This window comes from Flavobacterium sp., assembly GCF_039595935.1.
In the GTDB taxonomy this organism is placed as follows: domain Bacteria; phylum Bacteroidota; class Bacteroidia; order Flavobacteriales; family Flavobacteriaceae; genus Flavobacterium.
Genome location: NZ_JBCNKR010000006.1, coordinates 1,485,609 through 1,499,567, shown reverse-complemented (window position 1 = coordinate 1,499,567; position 13,959 = coordinate 1,485,609). Strand labels below are relative to the sequence as shown.

Annotated in this window: 15 protein-coding genes; 14 read left to right on the top strand and 1 reads right to left on the bottom strand. The window is 31.9% G+C overall.

Going from position 1 to position 13,959, the window contains the following annotated elements:
- Positions 1 to 181: 181 nt before the first annotated feature.
- The 7 genes from ABDW27_RS16355 (at position 182) to ABDW27_RS16325 (ending at position 7,637) form a co-directional block, all read left to right on the top strand.
- Entirely contained in the window at positions 182 to 829 is a 648-nt protein-coding gene (locus ABDW27_RS16355) for a histidine kinase (RefSeq protein ID WP_343696863.1), read from the top strand.
- The gene (locus ABDW27_RS16350; protein WP_343696862.1) at positions 802 to 1,512 is read left to right on the top strand and encodes a LytTR family DNA-binding domain-containing protein; all 711 of its coding nucleotides are present in this window, start codon (positions 802 to 804) and stop codon (positions 1,510 to 1,512) included. Before ABDW27_RS16355 ends, ABDW27_RS16350 begins: the two co-directional genes overlap by 28 nt.
- A gap of 158 nt (positions 1,513 to 1,670) precedes the next feature.
- Entirely contained in the window at positions 1,671 to 3,194 is a 1,524-nt protein-coding gene (locus ABDW27_RS16345; RefSeq protein WP_343696861.1) for a hypothetical protein, read from the top strand.
- Between the two features lie 2 nt (positions 3,195 to 3,196).
- Positions 3,197 to 4,306, top strand: coding sequence for a S8 family serine peptidase (locus ABDW27_RS16340; RefSeq protein WP_343696860.1), 1,110 nt, complete (start codon positions 3,197 to 3,199; stop codon positions 4,304 to 4,306).
- Between the two features lie 5 nt (positions 4,307 to 4,311).
- Positions 4,312 to 6,324 carry a hypothetical protein gene (locus ABDW27_RS16335; RefSeq protein WP_343696859.1) on the top strand — a complete coding sequence of 671 codons (2,013 nt, stop codon included), beginning with the start codon at positions 4,312 to 4,314 and terminating at the stop codon, positions 6,322 to 6,324.
- A 135-nt stretch (positions 6,325 to 6,459) separates the two neighbouring features.
- Complete coding sequence (locus ABDW27_RS16330; protein WP_343696858.1) at positions 6,460 to 6,918, top strand: energy transducer TonB; 459 nt, start codon at positions 6,460 to 6,462, stop codon at positions 6,916 to 6,918.
- Between the two features lie 251 nt (positions 6,919 to 7,169).
- On the top strand, positions 7,170 to 7,637 hold the full coding sequence (locus ABDW27_RS16325; RefSeq protein WP_343696857.1) for a hypothetical protein: 468 nt from the start codon (positions 7,170 to 7,172) through the stop codon (positions 7,635 to 7,637).
- A 254-nt stretch (positions 7,638 to 7,891) separates the two neighbouring features.
- Here the strand turns inward: ABDW27_RS16325 and ABDW27_RS16320 are convergent, their stop codons facing one another.
- Complete coding sequence (locus ABDW27_RS16320; RefSeq protein WP_343696856.1) at positions 7,892 to 8,284, bottom strand: hypothetical protein; 393 nt, start codon at positions 8,282 to 8,284, stop codon at positions 7,892 to 7,894.
- Positions 8,285 to 8,373: 89 nt separating this feature from the next.
- Between ABDW27_RS16320 and ABDW27_RS16315 the strand changes: the two genes are divergently transcribed.
- The 7 genes from ABDW27_RS16315 (at position 8,374) to ABDW27_RS16285 (ending at position 13,936) form a co-directional block, all read left to right on the top strand.
- On the top strand, positions 8,374 to 8,628 hold the full coding sequence (locus ABDW27_RS16315; protein ID WP_343696855.1) for a hypothetical protein: 255 nt from the start codon (positions 8,374 to 8,376) through the stop codon (positions 8,626 to 8,628).
- A gap of 345 nt (positions 8,629 to 8,973) precedes the next feature.
- The gene (locus ABDW27_RS16310) at positions 8,974 to 10,212 is read left to right on the top strand and encodes a TMEM143 family protein (protein WP_343696854.1); all 1,239 of its coding nucleotides are present in this window, start codon (positions 8,974 to 8,976) and stop codon (positions 10,210 to 10,212) included.
- 188 nt (positions 10,213 to 10,400) lie between these two features.
- Complete coding sequence (locus ABDW27_RS16305; RefSeq protein ID WP_343696853.1) at positions 10,401 to 10,865, top strand: Mpo1-like protein; 465 nt, start codon at positions 10,401 to 10,403, stop codon at positions 10,863 to 10,865.
- 32 nt (positions 10,866 to 10,897) lie between these two features.
- Positions 10,898 to 11,368 carry a DinB family protein gene (locus ABDW27_RS16300; RefSeq protein WP_343696852.1) on the top strand — a complete coding sequence of 157 codons (471 nt, stop codon included), beginning with the start codon at positions 10,898 to 10,900 and terminating at the stop codon, positions 11,366 to 11,368.
- 79 nt (positions 11,369 to 11,447) lie between these two features.
- Positions 11,448 to 12,128 carry a metal-dependent hydrolase gene (locus ABDW27_RS16295; RefSeq protein WP_343696851.1) on the top strand — a complete coding sequence of 227 codons (681 nt, stop codon included), beginning with the start codon at positions 11,448 to 11,450 and terminating at the stop codon, positions 12,126 to 12,128.
- A 162-nt stretch (positions 12,129 to 12,290) separates the two neighbouring features.
- The gene (locus ABDW27_RS16290) at positions 12,291 to 13,199 is read left to right on the top strand and encodes an alpha/beta hydrolase (protein ID WP_343696850.1); all 909 of its coding nucleotides are present in this window, start codon (positions 12,291 to 12,293) and stop codon (positions 13,197 to 13,199) included.
- Positions 13,200 to 13,333: 134 nt separating this feature from the next.
- Positions 13,334 to 13,936 carry a dihydrofolate reductase family protein gene (locus ABDW27_RS16285; protein ID WP_343696849.1) on the top strand — a complete coding sequence of 201 codons (603 nt, stop codon included), beginning with the start codon at positions 13,334 to 13,336 and terminating at the stop codon, positions 13,934 to 13,936.
- Positions 13,937 to 13,959: the final 23 nt, after the last annotated feature.

Sequence of the window (13,959 nt, the reverse complement as noted above, 5' to 3'; positions counted from 1 at the left end):
GATTACCATATTTAATCTTTTTATAATCAAGAGATTATTATTTAAGAGAAAGGTCAAAATATTCTTTCTGTTGTTTCTAACATACTGGTCTTCTTTCTACTTTTTTATAAAATGGTTTTTCCCTTTAGTAGGCTTCGAAAATTTTAAAACACTTCAGATATTATCATTGCTTATAAACGGAATGTTTTTTTATTTTATTCATGTTGTGATTACCAAAAAAATCATGGATGCTGATAAAGACATTATGAATTTCAAGTCTGAAGTTTCGTTTTTAAAGCAGCAGCTCAATCCACATTTTTTACTGAATGCCATGAATAATCTTTATGGAGAAGCCTTGTCTGAACCAGATAAAGTACCTGACCGAATCCTGAATCTTTCTGATATGCTGCGCTACCAAATCGAGGCCACAAAAAAAGATTATGTTTTGGTTGAAGAAGAAATTGCTTTCGTGAAAAAATATATTGAATATTATACCTTTAGAAACAATCGCTTAAATGTGACCCAAAATTTTAACGGCAATTTTGATGAAATAGAGATTCCGCCTTTGTTCTTTTTGCCTTTGGTAGAAAATGCGGTAAAATTCTCTTCTGAAACGGCAGAGCCTTTTATTATAATAGATTTAGAAGTAAAATCCCGAAATTTGACTTTTACAATAAAAAACAATTTTATCGATTCGGGATCACGACTTTCGAGTACGGGAATTGGAATTGAAAACTTAAAAAGACGTTTAGAAGTTTACCGTTTAAGACATGACTTAAGCTGTAAAAAAGAGAAAAATATGTTTGTTGTAAAATTAAGTATATGGCACTTACCTACCGCTGTCTTATAATCGACGATGAATCGCCGGCACATAAAGCGCTGGCTTCGCATATTTCAAAATTTGATGAACTGGAGCATTCCGACAGTGCTTTCAGCGGAATGGAAGCGCTCAAACTGCTTAATGCCAACCAATATGATATTATTTTTCTGGACATTAATATGCCTGTTATTTCCGGTGTCGAATTAATGGAACTCCAACCCAACCGACCGCTCACGATTGTAACAACGGCTTATTCTGATTTTGCACTTTCAGCCTACCAAAACGATGCGATTGATTATCTGCTAAAACCCATTTCACCTGATAAATTTGCTAAAGCGATTGAAAAAGCTAAAACGTATTTCTCCGGAAATAGCCTGAAAAAAGAAAACAATACTGATACCAAAGTTCTTTCGTACCGCTTAAACGGACAAAATATTGATATGCCGCTGTGTGACATTATTTATATCGAAAGTCTGGGCAATTATATGAAACTCTATTGTACCAGGTTCAATTTGCCTCATATTGTCTATGGTTCGCTTTCGAGCATAGCCTCAGAAATTGACAGTTCAAGTTTTGTTCAGGTTCATCGCTCTTATATTGTAAATGTCAACAAAATCTCTGCTGTTACGTTTAAAAACCTTACTATGTCTAACGGCGAAGTGATTCCTGTTGGGCGCAAATACCAGATTTTACTGGATAGTTTCCTGAAGTAACATTTATTTAAACAACATTTTAAAATCCTCAACTTAAATTGGTTGAGGATTTTTTTTACTTTTAACACTGAATTACCGTACAAATACCTGATGCAGATTATCTAAATTTCGGTAATCTTGCTTCAACAAATGTTAAAGTAAACTAACCAAAAACAACCATGATAAATTCTCCAGTATTAGACACCGCTATTGGGTTAATTTTTATTTTCCTAATATATAGCTTGCTGGCAACTTCTATAAACGAAGCAATAGCCACCCTTTTTAGTTTAAGAGCACGAACATTAAAAAGAGGCATAATTGAAGGCATGCTATCTGACTGCAAAAACAACCAATGGGTATGGAAAAGCACTTTAGAATCTATTGGATCTTTTTTTAAGGAATTAGGCTTTTTAATAATAGGCTATAAACCTAAAAAGAAAAACAGACTGGGAGATAAATTTTATGATCATCCTATTATAAAAAATTACGGTTCAAGCGATCGTTTTTCAATTCCGTCTTATATTCCAAAAGAGAATTTTTCAACTATACTTATCGAAATCTTAGATGAATATTGGGATAAACATAAGAATAATATTGCCGCATATCTAAAAGAAAACAATATTACAGATGTTGTTGATTTAGAAAATCTCCCTCAAATTACTAAAATAAGCTATTTGGTAAAATATCTCCAAAAAACTGAAAAACCAAAGGATGATTGTAAAGAGGAAGACATGCATATCGATAAGGAAATCCTAAAGATATTGGAATTGTATCTTAACAAAAGCTACCAAAATATAGAAACTTTTACAGCTCAATTAGAAAAGTGGTACGATGACACCATGAACAGAGTAAGCGGCTGGTATAAAAGACAAACACAGTTTATTTTATTTTTTCTTGGTCTGGCTATAGCTATAACTTTCAATGTCGATATTATTGATATTGCCGGAAAACTCAGCACAGATAAAGACGCAAGGGATAAACTGGTGGAAATATCCATTAAAAGTGCTGAAGAATTAAAAGATGATCCAAGAGTACAGCCGAAGACTCAAAATCCAGATTCAACTGCTGTAGAAAAAGATAGCGCTTCTATTGCTGACTACAAAAAAGAGGTTGAAAAAGTAAAAACAGAATTAAACGGCAGAATTAAGGATGCTAATAATTTACTTGCTGTTGGCTGGGGAGATTATGGTCGCAAAAAAGACAGTATAACTTATATCGAAAAATATAAAAGTTGTTTTAAATCGTTTAAGGATACCATCAGAAAAACAGATAGTATAAAGTATTTTAAAACACAGGCTTTAGTAAATCAATATTCTAAAGACACTTCTTCTACTGGAAAGAAAAAACTAGCTGAACTAAAAAAGATATTTAAAGAAGATAGTATTCAGTACAATGATACCATAAAATTAAATCAAAAAGCTTTTGCTGAATTATACAAATCAAAACAATACCGAATTAAAGCGTCTTACGTTTTCTCAAATTTTTATAAAGGGAGAAAGCCTTTAGGTTTTTTGTTGTTAGCTTTTGCTATTTGTCTTGGTGCACCTTTTTGGTTTGATTTATTGCAAAAACTAATTAAAATTAGAGCGGCGGGCAAAAAAGAAGAAACCGGGGATGGAAGTGCAAATTCAAATTCTACCTCAACTTCACCTCCTGTACAGGTAACAGTAAACAACAATACTAACCCCGAAGCAATAGGATAGTTATGGAACGATATAAAGTAATAGTACCCAAACTTAATGTACGTAAAGCCCCTGTAGCTGATTTTAATGATAAAAGTAACATTATCACTACTGTTAGTGACGGATTAGTTCTTGACTTAGAAGAATATCATAATGTTCCTAATCCAGGTTTAGGAAAATGGTATACGGATGGGAAGGGGCAATTTTATAGTGGATTAGGGCTGGTAGGAGAAGATCTAAAAGTAAATAAACTTGTATCACTTAAATATCCTTGGTGGATAGATAACAATCTATACTCTATCCCTGAATTATGGAAAGAAAACGAAAAAACAAAAGTAACAATTGCACTGCTAGATACTGGAATTAGCGAACATGAAGACTTTAACTTCAACAATATTATTGGCTATAATTACTTGGATAATTCAGCTAATTATAAAACAGATATTAATGGACATGGTACACATCTCGCTGGTATTATGATAGCCCAAGGCAAAAAAACATATGGAGTAGCACCTAATGCTAATTTATTTGTTGCAAAAGTATGTGATGATTCGGGAACGCCAAATATAAAAGCTGTTAAAAATGCTTTATTAGACATTTATAACTCTAAAAATGGAGCTAGTGGCATTTCAATAATTAATATGAGTTTTGGCTTAAAAACAATAAATGAAGATGAATATAAAATAAAGTTAGAAATAGAAAGCCTATTAAGGCAAATATATATTGAAAAAAAAATCATCTTAATTTCTTCAAGTGGAAAAATTGATGATAAAAAAGATTCTTTCCCATCAACACTGAATGAATGTATATCAGTAGGTTGTTTAAATTCAAAATTTGAAAGACATCCATTTTCTAGAATTACAAAAACCTTAGACATAATGGCTCCAGGAGATGAAATACTATCTTCAAATGGTATAAACAATGTAAAAAAGGACTCTGGAACAAGTCAAGCCGCAGCTTATATTAGCTCAGTATGCGCATTAATATTACAAAGACAGAAAATCTTAATTACAGATCCTGAATTTGTTAAAAAAAGTCTTTTTGCCTCAGCTTATTCAAATTCATTCCCATTAGAAGAATATGGACACGGAATTGTAAATCCTAATAAATTTTATACTGATCTAAAAAACTAACCTAAATGAAAAAAAATCTAACCATTGTTTTTATTGCTTTTATAATTCAAAGTTCATTCTGCCAAAATGCATATTATGATGCCTTGAATTTAAAAGAATGTATAGTAAACGGTAAATTTATCCTTAGCACCGATACAACTGATACTGATTCAAATTTGAAAATGGCAAAATACTTGATCATAATCAATAAATACTATAATAATAAATTCAAAACTCCAAAAGAGATACATGATAATCTAGGCGATTATGACCCCGAATCTCCAAACGAAAATTACAATCCTTTTCTTGCTCAATATTTAAGTCCTGGAAGTGTTCAAAGCTTTGATTTATCATCGACTTCAAAGAAAAAAGCATTTGAAAATTTATCTAGTGGTTTTTCAATAGGCGGCTCTACCAATGTTACAAACTTCGCTGATGGTCTTGCTAAATTTCTAATCAAAAGAGCCAAACAAGAGTTACTAATTTCTTTTTTTAACAACTTAAGAGACTCAAATAAAAACCCAGAATTTGCTATTTTATTTCCAAACACCAAATTATTGGTCGATAATTTTGAATCATGGGAATATGCTAATATTATCAATACTTTAAAAGAAGCATTGAATAAGGATTTAAAGCAACTTTTAGGTAATATCCCTAATTTGGTTAATCTTAATACAACAAATAAAAAATATACAGCAGAAGTTAAAAAAAGAGTAACAGCCATTCAGGCTTTCTTTAGTTCAGATGATGGTAAATTATTTTGTGCTTCCTTAAATATTGGAAATGGTTTCATAACCGGACAAAAAATACCAGATATTATACATTCTATTACAGGCCCAAATTCGTTAGCAAGTATTTCTACATTAACATCCGATGAAAAAAATGTTTTCAAATTATTAGATATTCTAAGTTATAGTATAAGAAGTAATGAATATGGGAAAAGTTATATTTCGTATTCTGATTTCAGTGGCTTATCAAGCGATACAAAAAAAATATTTTTAGGATTACTATATCAACAATTAAAAAATGAAAATATAGAAATTTCAGGAGTTAAACTTTATGACTTCTTACAAACAAACAGTCCTAAAATAGAAAATTTCGTTATTAATTTAATCTCTAATTCAGACGCCATTACAGATGCATATAACAAATTATCCGAAGCAAAGAAAAAAGGGGAAACTGATTTAACACCTTATTGGAGTGTAATATTTGAAAATGCAAATTCTTTTTTTCAAACGACATTAAATTTACAGTCAATAGATTCTAGATTTAAATTCTCAGACAACTTTAAAACAGTATTGAATTTAAGCACTAATACATTAGGAATAGCAAGTGAAATTTCTAGTAAAAATTACAATGCAGCAATTGTTAGTACACTTAATCTGATTTCTGAAAATATAAAAACTAAAAATGGAGACGAATTCAAAGGCTTCTTTGTAAAATACGGTTCATTTGCTGCTAATGTAGTTGAAGCACAAAACAGTGACGAAGTTGAAGAAGCAATAGAATCTGTTGCTTTACCTGTAGGAAGTGCTTCTATCAAGAAAAAAACATGTTTTAATATAGCTTTAAATGCTTATTTAGGAGGTTTTTATGGTAACGAATATTTAGCAGACAAATCAAGCAATAAATGGGCAGCTATAAGCGGTGTATATGCTCCTGTTGGAGTTGCTTTTAGTTGGGGAATTAATCAAGGAGGTACAGGTTGCAAAGTTGGAGACTTTTTTTTCAAAGGCTTTTCTCTAACTGGATTAATTAACATAATTGATATTGGAGCAGTTGCTTCCTTTAGATTACAAGATACTACTACTGAAAAACTTCCTGAAGTCACTCTACAAAATATTTTAGCACCCGGTCTCGGAGTTGTGTATGGATTGCCTAATTTTCCTTTATCTATAGGATACACATACCAATTAGGTCCTACACTACGAAACATTACTCCTGAGGCGGCAACAGTATCTCCGCAATTAAACAGAAGATGGCAGTTCTTTATAGGGGTCGATATTCCAATATTTAATTTTTACACTAAATCGAAATAATTTATACCATATATTTAAACTAAAAAGCTACAGGAACTTTTCATACTGCAGCTTTTTTTAATTTCAAATCCTCTAAACAAAAACACAAAATTCTTACATTTAGCATCACCAATAAACAAACCCAAATCACACAAAATGAAAAACCTCATTTTATTATTCACATTGATAATTACCACAATTTCATTTGCACAAACTGAAAATCAAGTCAATAGAGAAGAAACAAGAACCGCTGACGAAAAAATTGAAGCCACTTCGCAAATAGTTAATTATGATAATGAAATATTTAAAGCAGGAAGTATTGAAGTCAATCCAGACTATCCGGGAGGTGCTGAAGCCATTAATGCTTACCTAAAAAAGAAAATTAAAGTGAGTAAAGAAGAACTTGAAAAACAAGGGTCTCAAAAAGTTTTTGCTCAATTTGTAATAGAAAAAAACGGACGTTTGAGCGATATCAAAATTCTAAGAAGCAACAGCAATGAATTATCAGAAGAATTTACCAAAGCTCTTAAAACTATGCCGAAATGGAATCCTGGAAAACAAAACAATAAAATTGTTAGAAGTTCTTATATTTTAATTTACCAGCCTAATAGTTAAGAAATGAATTGGGCAATTCAACATACCGTCATTTTACCGAAGCGATAGAACTTGAAAAGTTTAACCAGAGTTCTAATTAATATCTTACACACTAAAAAACATAAAGAACCCAAAAAGCTGCAAGCCAAAAATTGCAGCTTTTTTATTTCTTATAAATCTAATCTTTAAAAAAAGTATCTTATCAAAATATTTTTCTTACATAAATAGTTACCTTAGCAAACCAAGAACTTTTTAATGTAATTTTTTAGAAAATGTCCATTCTTAATTTCCTATTTAGAAAATCAGAGTTAGAATGTCCAAGATGTCTCGGTAAAGGTTTTGTTGACTGGGACGATATCCGACGTTTGAATAAACTTTTAAAATGGGTTCCAGCTCCCTGCGCCTACTGTAATGGTTCTGGTAAAACGACTAAAGAAATGCTTGAAAAAGTTCCTGTAGATATTACGTATCTCACTATTGATTTACCGGAATCTGAAATTGAAAAAATAAAAAACGGCGACCCGGAAATACTTGAAAAAGGGAAACAAAAAGAAATCTTTTTAGAAAATCTTATAAAATATGTCCAGGATCATTATCTGGATAAAAATATGGCAGCTGAAGATATTGCCGATTTATACCTTCGTACCGAAAATGAAAATGCAGAGTTTTCTATAGAAAGACAAAACCTAATTCTATACATTCAGCGGATAATCGAACTCAAAAAATCCGAACTAAATTAGTTAACTAAATCTGTACATAATAAAAAAACTTAGCAACTTAGAACCTAAAAAAATCAAAAAACAGGTATAAATACGCATTGCCAGAACTTTAATAAGTACTAAACTTGCTATGAATAATTTTTTCTTTTAGAATATAGTCTTCCGCAAGGAAAGCTTGTAAATTTTGTCAATTTTTTTGAAGCTAAAAAAGTGAGATTTTTAATCGCTGGTAACGATTAAAAATCTCACTTTTACTTTAATATTACATCAAAGTATTAGTCGCTGCTTTGTTTATAAGCCGCAATTTGTTGTTCTAAATGAGTGATAATTTTTTTTAAACTATCAATCGTTTCTTTACGCGCATCCGCAAGCTCTTTATAATTAACACAATGCTCTGTAACCCTTTCAACCCTTTTATAAGTCTCGCCGGCATCACGTAAAACATTCAGTTTAATCATATCTCCTTCGCCAGTTAATAGCCATTCCGGATCAACATCGGTATACTTTTTTAAGATATTCTCTAACTTATCAACTCCTATTGTTTTATTATTTTTTAACTGGCTTGCAAAGGAGCCGTTCGACATACCTATTATTCTTTCAAAGGCGCTAACTTTTACCCCTTTATAGTCTAAATATTGTTTAATCCTGATTAATGTGTTCTCTCCCATATATTATTTCTTTAGAAAAAATCCTACAAATACTTGTTTTTAAGAAATTACCCGCCTACATTTGTCTTACTTTTAATACAAAATAAGCCATGGACAAAAATATAAAATCTCAGCCAAGTTACAACCAAGATGTGTTAAAGATTATAAAAGAAAAGCACGGTTATTCTTACGATTATATCAGAAAGTCTATTCGAGGAGACCGTACAGGCATTATATGCGATATTATAAAGGCTGAATATAAGAGACTTGACAATGAATATAAAATTGTAAGAGAAAGCCAGGTTAATAAATTAAAAGAAGAAAAAGAAAGCATAAATAAAAAACTCAATAGAGGAAATATATAAAAATAAAGATTACCAAAAAGAAAGCCCCCCGCTCCTATCGTCATCTGGAGTTCATTATCTATACAAGAACCCTAACTTTTATATTTTTATGAAGGGGGTCTTTAAAATCTATTTCCGCAATAGAAAAATACTTAGACAAGTGACTGATTCAGAACTGTCTAATACAATCTTCCGGAAAGGCACAGCCGTAAAGATATTTTGTCTTTACGGCTTTTGTTTAGCGATAAACCAAGTTTATTCTAAAATAGAAACTTTCTCACTTACGCAGATATAACAGCCTTAACAATCAAAAAATTATATCTTTGCATTTCCACGCCACAAAACAAATTAAAGCCCGGAATCAATATGACACGAGAACATTATATTCCCTTTAATAAGGAATTCTTACTCGAGCAACAAATTGCAGCTTTCGCCGAAGACAAACAAAAGGTTGATGATTTTAAAAAACTATTCGATATAATCGAACATTATTATCATTATGAATCTTTTAACCTAAATCGAAACCTAAAACAAAACTACGCCTTATACGATCCGGATTTAAGCGAAAAGGAACGTGAAAACTTCATTTCTAAAAGTGATTTTTCTGTTTTTAAAGAAACACTCCTTGCTGTTTTAGAACGTGGAAATTATTACAGAATTGACCAAAGTACTTTAAAAGAAGCCTTTCGCGAATCTGATTTAATAGGCCTAAACCTTGCCATTGATTTTAATGCTTTTAAAGATTATGAACTGTATGCGCGCGGCCATCATAAAACAAAAGAAAAAGTCAGAAAATATTATTTCTGGAAGAAAAAAGTTGAAATAGAATATTACGATCGCGTCCTTATCTATCTTAATTACAGCGATGCCGATTATTTAACCAAAAAGAAAGTAAAACTTGGTAAAATGCCGATTGATCCGGGATCGATCGCTTTAAAAATCTTTAAGCGGGTTCCTAAAAACGATCTTGAAACTATTTTTCCAAACGCAGTTCCTAAAATGTCTTTAAAAGACAAACTGCTACTTTGGGTTCCGGGACTTTTTGGTGGTCTTTCGTTATTAAGTGCCAAAGTAATTCCGGCTTTAATTAATATGTACGATGCCTATCAAACAGGTGAAACTATCGATTTATTAAACAGTAAAACGTTTTTAAATCAAGGATTAATCGCGTTAGGAATTTTAGCAGCGTATTGTTTTAGACAATACAACAATTTTATAAATAAGAAAATCAGATATTCTAAAATGCTTTCAGACAGTTTGTATTTTAAAAACATCGGAAACAACAGCGGTGCCTTTTATTCTCTTTTAAATTCATCCGAAGAAGAAGCTTTAAAAGAAACTATTTTGGCATATTCATTTTTAAACAAAAGTCAAAACCCGCTGACGGCTTCTGAATTAGATCTACAAATCGAATCCTGGTTTAGTTCGAAGTTAAAAACTGAATTGGATTTTGATGTAAATGATGCTTTACTAAAACTAAAAAGCATTGGCCTCGGAATTGAAACTAACGGAAAATGGACCGTTATTCCCGTAAACGAAGCGCTCATTAAAATTGACGAATTGTGGGATAATGTTTTTGATTATAATGTGACTAAAAAAATCTAATTTCAGTTTCACGCATATCTGGCAGATTGAGCAGATTTTTTAGAAGATACTTTGGTGTATATTTCTTTTTTAAAAACCTAAAAACGAAATCCACTAAAACTGCATAATCTGCGAGAGAAATTTTATTCGGTAATAAACCAAACAGAAATTTCATTAGATTTACGGTAACTAACCTTAAAACCACAAAAATGAGAACTTTAGATCAATGGTTTGCAGAATATGCCGTAAGTCATCAAAATCCTAAAAACAAAGCCATACACTACATTTGTGTCCCGGCAATTTATTTTTCTATTGTTGGCTTATTAATGAGTATTCCGAGTAGTATTATTGCCAATACTTTGCAACTTAATGCGCCTATTATCGAAAACTGGGCATTTGTAGTTTTACTTTTTGTTCTCGTTTTTTACATCAGATTATCGATTGCAATGGCCGTAAAAATTGCCATTTTTTCAGGAATTTGTTTAATTGTAAATTATTATATCGGACAGGTTTTTCCGTTGTGGGCATTTTCAATCGGTGTTTTTGTTATTGCATGGATTGGCCAGTTTTACGGACATAATATTGAAGGGAAAAAACCTTCGTTCTTAAAAGATCTTCAGTTTTTATTGATTGGTCCGGCTTGGGTTGTAGAAAATTTGTTTTCAAGAAAATAACAATCTAAATTTCCAATAAAAAATCAAATTTTATGGAATCCATAGTTTCTTATACCCGCGAACAATATCAATATGTAAAAGGCTCCAGAAATGTCTTGTTTGAATATTGCGAAACGATTTCCGCAGAAGATTTTGTGAATCAAAACAGCTCTTTTGGGCGCGGCGGCAGTATTAGAAATCTACTGGTTCATATTGCCAACACTTATGAATATTGGATTGCCAATTTTGCTTTGAAAAAAAATAGAATCTATGCCGAATATGAAAACTATAAAACCATAAAAGAGGTTAAACTTCTTTTTGAAATTGTAGACGATTTTATGGAAGAATTTATCTCACAAATAGATCAAATTAAAGATTTCGAAATCCAAAACACCCAAAACACTGCAAAACCACTACAGCTTTTCAGCCATGTTATCACTCATGAATATCATCACAAAGGTCAAATTTTATCCCTTAGCAGACATTTGGGGTATACACCTGTTGATACTGATATTATGAGATAAGTTAGAACCGTAATATTCTGCTGGTATATTTTTTGGATTTAGAAAGAGTAAACTATTAATAACTTCAAAATTATACATCATGAAAGTAACGTATTATGGCCACTCTTGTTTTTCGGTTTTTGCAAATGGAAAACACCTTCTCTTCGATCCTTTTATTACGCCAAATGAATTAGCAAAAGATATTAATGTTGATGAAATAAAAGCAGATTACATTTTTATTTCGCATGCGCATTATGATCATATTTTGGATGTAGAAAGAATTGCTAAAAACACCGGCGCTAAAGTTCTCGGAAACTTCGAAATCTACAACTGGCTTTTAAAAAACGGAATTGAAAACGCACACCCAATTAATCCCGGAGGAAAATTTAGTTTTGATTTTGGAACTGTAAAATCCGTAATTGCACAGCATCCAAGCAGTTTTATGGACGGAACTTATGGTGGAATCGCAACTGGTTTTGTCCTTACAACCGTTGACGGAAATTTCTATTACAGCGGCGATACGGCCTTGACTTTAGATATGCAGCTTATTTTGAAATTTGCTAAACTTGATTTTGCCGTTTTCCCAATTGGCGACGGCTTAACGATGGGAATTGAAGAAGCTATTGAAGCTGCAAAACTGGTCGAAGTCAATAAAATTTTAGGTGTACATTATGATACTTTCGGTTTTATAAAAATGGATCATCAAAAAGCTTTGACTGATTTTCAAAACGCAAATCTGAATTTATTTCTGCCAAAAATTGGTGAAACAATCGAGTTATGATTTTCTATATTTCGCTAAAAACTTTTTTTTATGCGATATAACACAAAAAGCAAAAAATTAAAAAACCGCTTTTTAGCTTCAAAATCCTTGATTTACAATTATTTTTCACGCGGGCATTAAAATTGTTTGATTGAGATTATTAACCATTTTCAATCACAAACTATGAAATCATTTTCAATCGTACTTGTTGGTTTAATACTCATTTTAAATTCACAAATCATGAACGCACAAAACAGTAAGGCCCTGAACTCAAAAACTGAATTTGCAGAAGTTTCCGGGCGAAAAATTGCTTACCGATCAATTGGAAAAGGAACACCAATTATTTTAATTAACCGTTTTAGAGGAACACTTGATACCTGGGATCCGTTATTTTTAGATCAGCTGGCCGAAAAACATCAGGTTATTACTTTCGATTATTCAGGAATTGGATATTCAACCGGAAAACTGCCAACAGATGTAAAAGAAGTTGCCAAAGATGTAAAAGATCTGGCTGATTATCTCAAAATCAAAAAAGCAATTTTCATGGGCTGGTCATATGGCGGATTGGTTACACAAGCTGCCATGCATCAATATCCTGATTTGGTTACACATACCATATTGTTAGGAACAGGCCCAATAGGAAAAAGAGTTGTACCGCTTGAACAATCTTTTCTGGATCATGCTTTAAAGCCTATAAATGATTTTAATGATGAAGTGATTCTTTTCTTCGAACCAGAATCCGAAGAAAGTACAAAAGCCGCAAAAGCATCTCACGATCGAATTGCTCAAAGAATTGATGTTTCTAAAATTCCGTCAACTATGGAAGTTTTTCAGCTGTATTTTGCAGGAGGCGAAAATGCTGCCGAAGACAAAGAAAATTACAGAGACAAACTTAAAACAACCAAAACACCAATATTAATAATTTCCGGAGATCACGACACAAGTTTTGCTGTAGAAAATTGGTATCCGCTGACCAAACAGCTCCCAACATCACAGTTAATTATTCTGCCGCAGACAGGGCATGCTCCTCAGCATCAAAATATTCCATTGGTAGTAAATTACATCGATAATTTTCTGCAGAATACGAAATAGATTTTCCGGAAATTAATTTCAAAAGGTTTTAGTCTCAAAAAAGAAACTAAAACCTTTTTTATTTTAATACATTTATACTTGCTAATCTCAAATGAATCTTCGTTAATTTTATAGACCCGCAAAATCAATACATTATGAGAAAAATAATTGTTTTGTCGATGATTTCGTTAGATGGCGTGATGCAGGCGCCGGGCGGACCAAAAGAAGATCAATCAAATGATTTTAAATTTGGAGGCTGGACAGCACTGTTTGGCGACGAAGTGTATGGTAACGCTGTAAAAAAAGAACTACAGCCAGCAGATTATCTTTTAGGCAGAAAGACTTTTGAAATTTGGGAAGACTATTGGCCCAAACATGCCGATATATGGCCGGGAATTAACGACGGAAACAAATACATTCTCTCTAAAACCAGAAAAAAATCAGACTGGAAAAATTCTAATTTTATTGAAACTGTTTCCGATATAAAAAGACTTAAAGCTTCTGAAGGTTTAGACATTCAGGTTTGGGGCAGCAGCGAACTTGTTCATTTACTTTTGAAAAATGATTTAGTTGATGAACTAAAATTAAAAATTCATCCAATCTTACTTGGAAAAGGAAAACAACTATTTGATGACAATGCACATCCATCCGGATTTACTTTAACTGAAAACACCGTTACAACAACCGGAGTAATTTTAGCCAGTTATAAACGGGCAGGAGATATCAAAACAGGTAACGCCGGAGAAACTATTAAATAATTAACCTTAAATAAACCAAAACA

Bases quoted from the DNA above. Each gene is read 5' to 3' on its own strand.
- ABDW27_RS16325 (WP_343696857.1), top strand. From the start codon at position 7,170: ATGTCCATTCTTAATTTCCTATTTAGAAAATCAGAGTTAGAATGTCCA.
- ABDW27_RS16310 (WP_343696854.1), top strand. From the start codon at position 8,974: ATGACACGAGAACATTATATTCCCTTTAATAAGGAATTCTTACTCGAG.
- ABDW27_RS16345 (WP_343696861.1), top strand. From the start codon at position 1,671: ATGATAAATTCTCCAGTATTAGACACCGCTATTGGGTTAATTTTTATT.
- ABDW27_RS16295 (WP_343696851.1), top strand. From the start codon at position 11,448: ATGAAAGTAACGTATTATGGCCACTCTTGTTTTTCGGTTTTTGCAAAT.
- ABDW27_RS16305 (WP_343696853.1), top strand. From the start codon at position 10,401: ATGAGAACTTTAGATCAATGGTTTGCAGAATATGCCGTAAGTCATCAA.
- ABDW27_RS16320 (WP_343696856.1), bottom strand. From the start codon at position 8,284: ATGGGAGAGAACACATTAATCAGGATTAAACAATATTTAGACTATAAA.
- ABDW27_RS16340 (WP_343696860.1), top strand. From the start codon at position 3,197: ATGGAACGATATAAAGTAATAGTACCCAAACTTAATGTACGTAAAGCC.
- ABDW27_RS16350 (WP_343696862.1), top strand. From the start codon at position 802: ATGGCACTTACCTACCGCTGTCTTATAATCGACGATGAATCGCCGGCA.
- ABDW27_RS16300 (WP_343696852.1), top strand. From the start codon at position 10,898: ATGGAATCCATAGTTTCTTATACCCGCGAACAATATCAATATGTAAAA.
- ABDW27_RS16330 (WP_343696858.1), top strand. From the start codon at position 6,460: ATGAAAAACCTCATTTTATTATTCACATTGATAATTACCACAATTTCA.
- ABDW27_RS16355 (WP_343696863.1), top strand. From the start codon at position 182: ATGTTTTTTTATTTTATTCATGTTGTGATTACCAAAAAAATCATGGAT.
- ABDW27_RS16285 (WP_343696849.1), top strand. From the start codon at position 13,334: ATGAGAAAAATAATTGTTTTGTCGATGATTTCGTTAGATGGCGTGATG.
- ABDW27_RS16335 (WP_343696859.1), top strand. From the start codon at position 4,312: ATGAAAAAAAATCTAACCATTGTTTTTATTGCTTTTATAATTCAAAGT.
- ABDW27_RS16290 (WP_343696850.1), top strand. From the start codon at position 12,291: ATGAAATCATTTTCAATCGTACTTGTTGGTTTAATACTCATTTTAAAT.
- ABDW27_RS16315 (WP_343696855.1), top strand. From the start codon at position 8,374: ATGGACAAAAATATAAAATCTCAGCCAAGTTACAACCAAGATGTGTTA.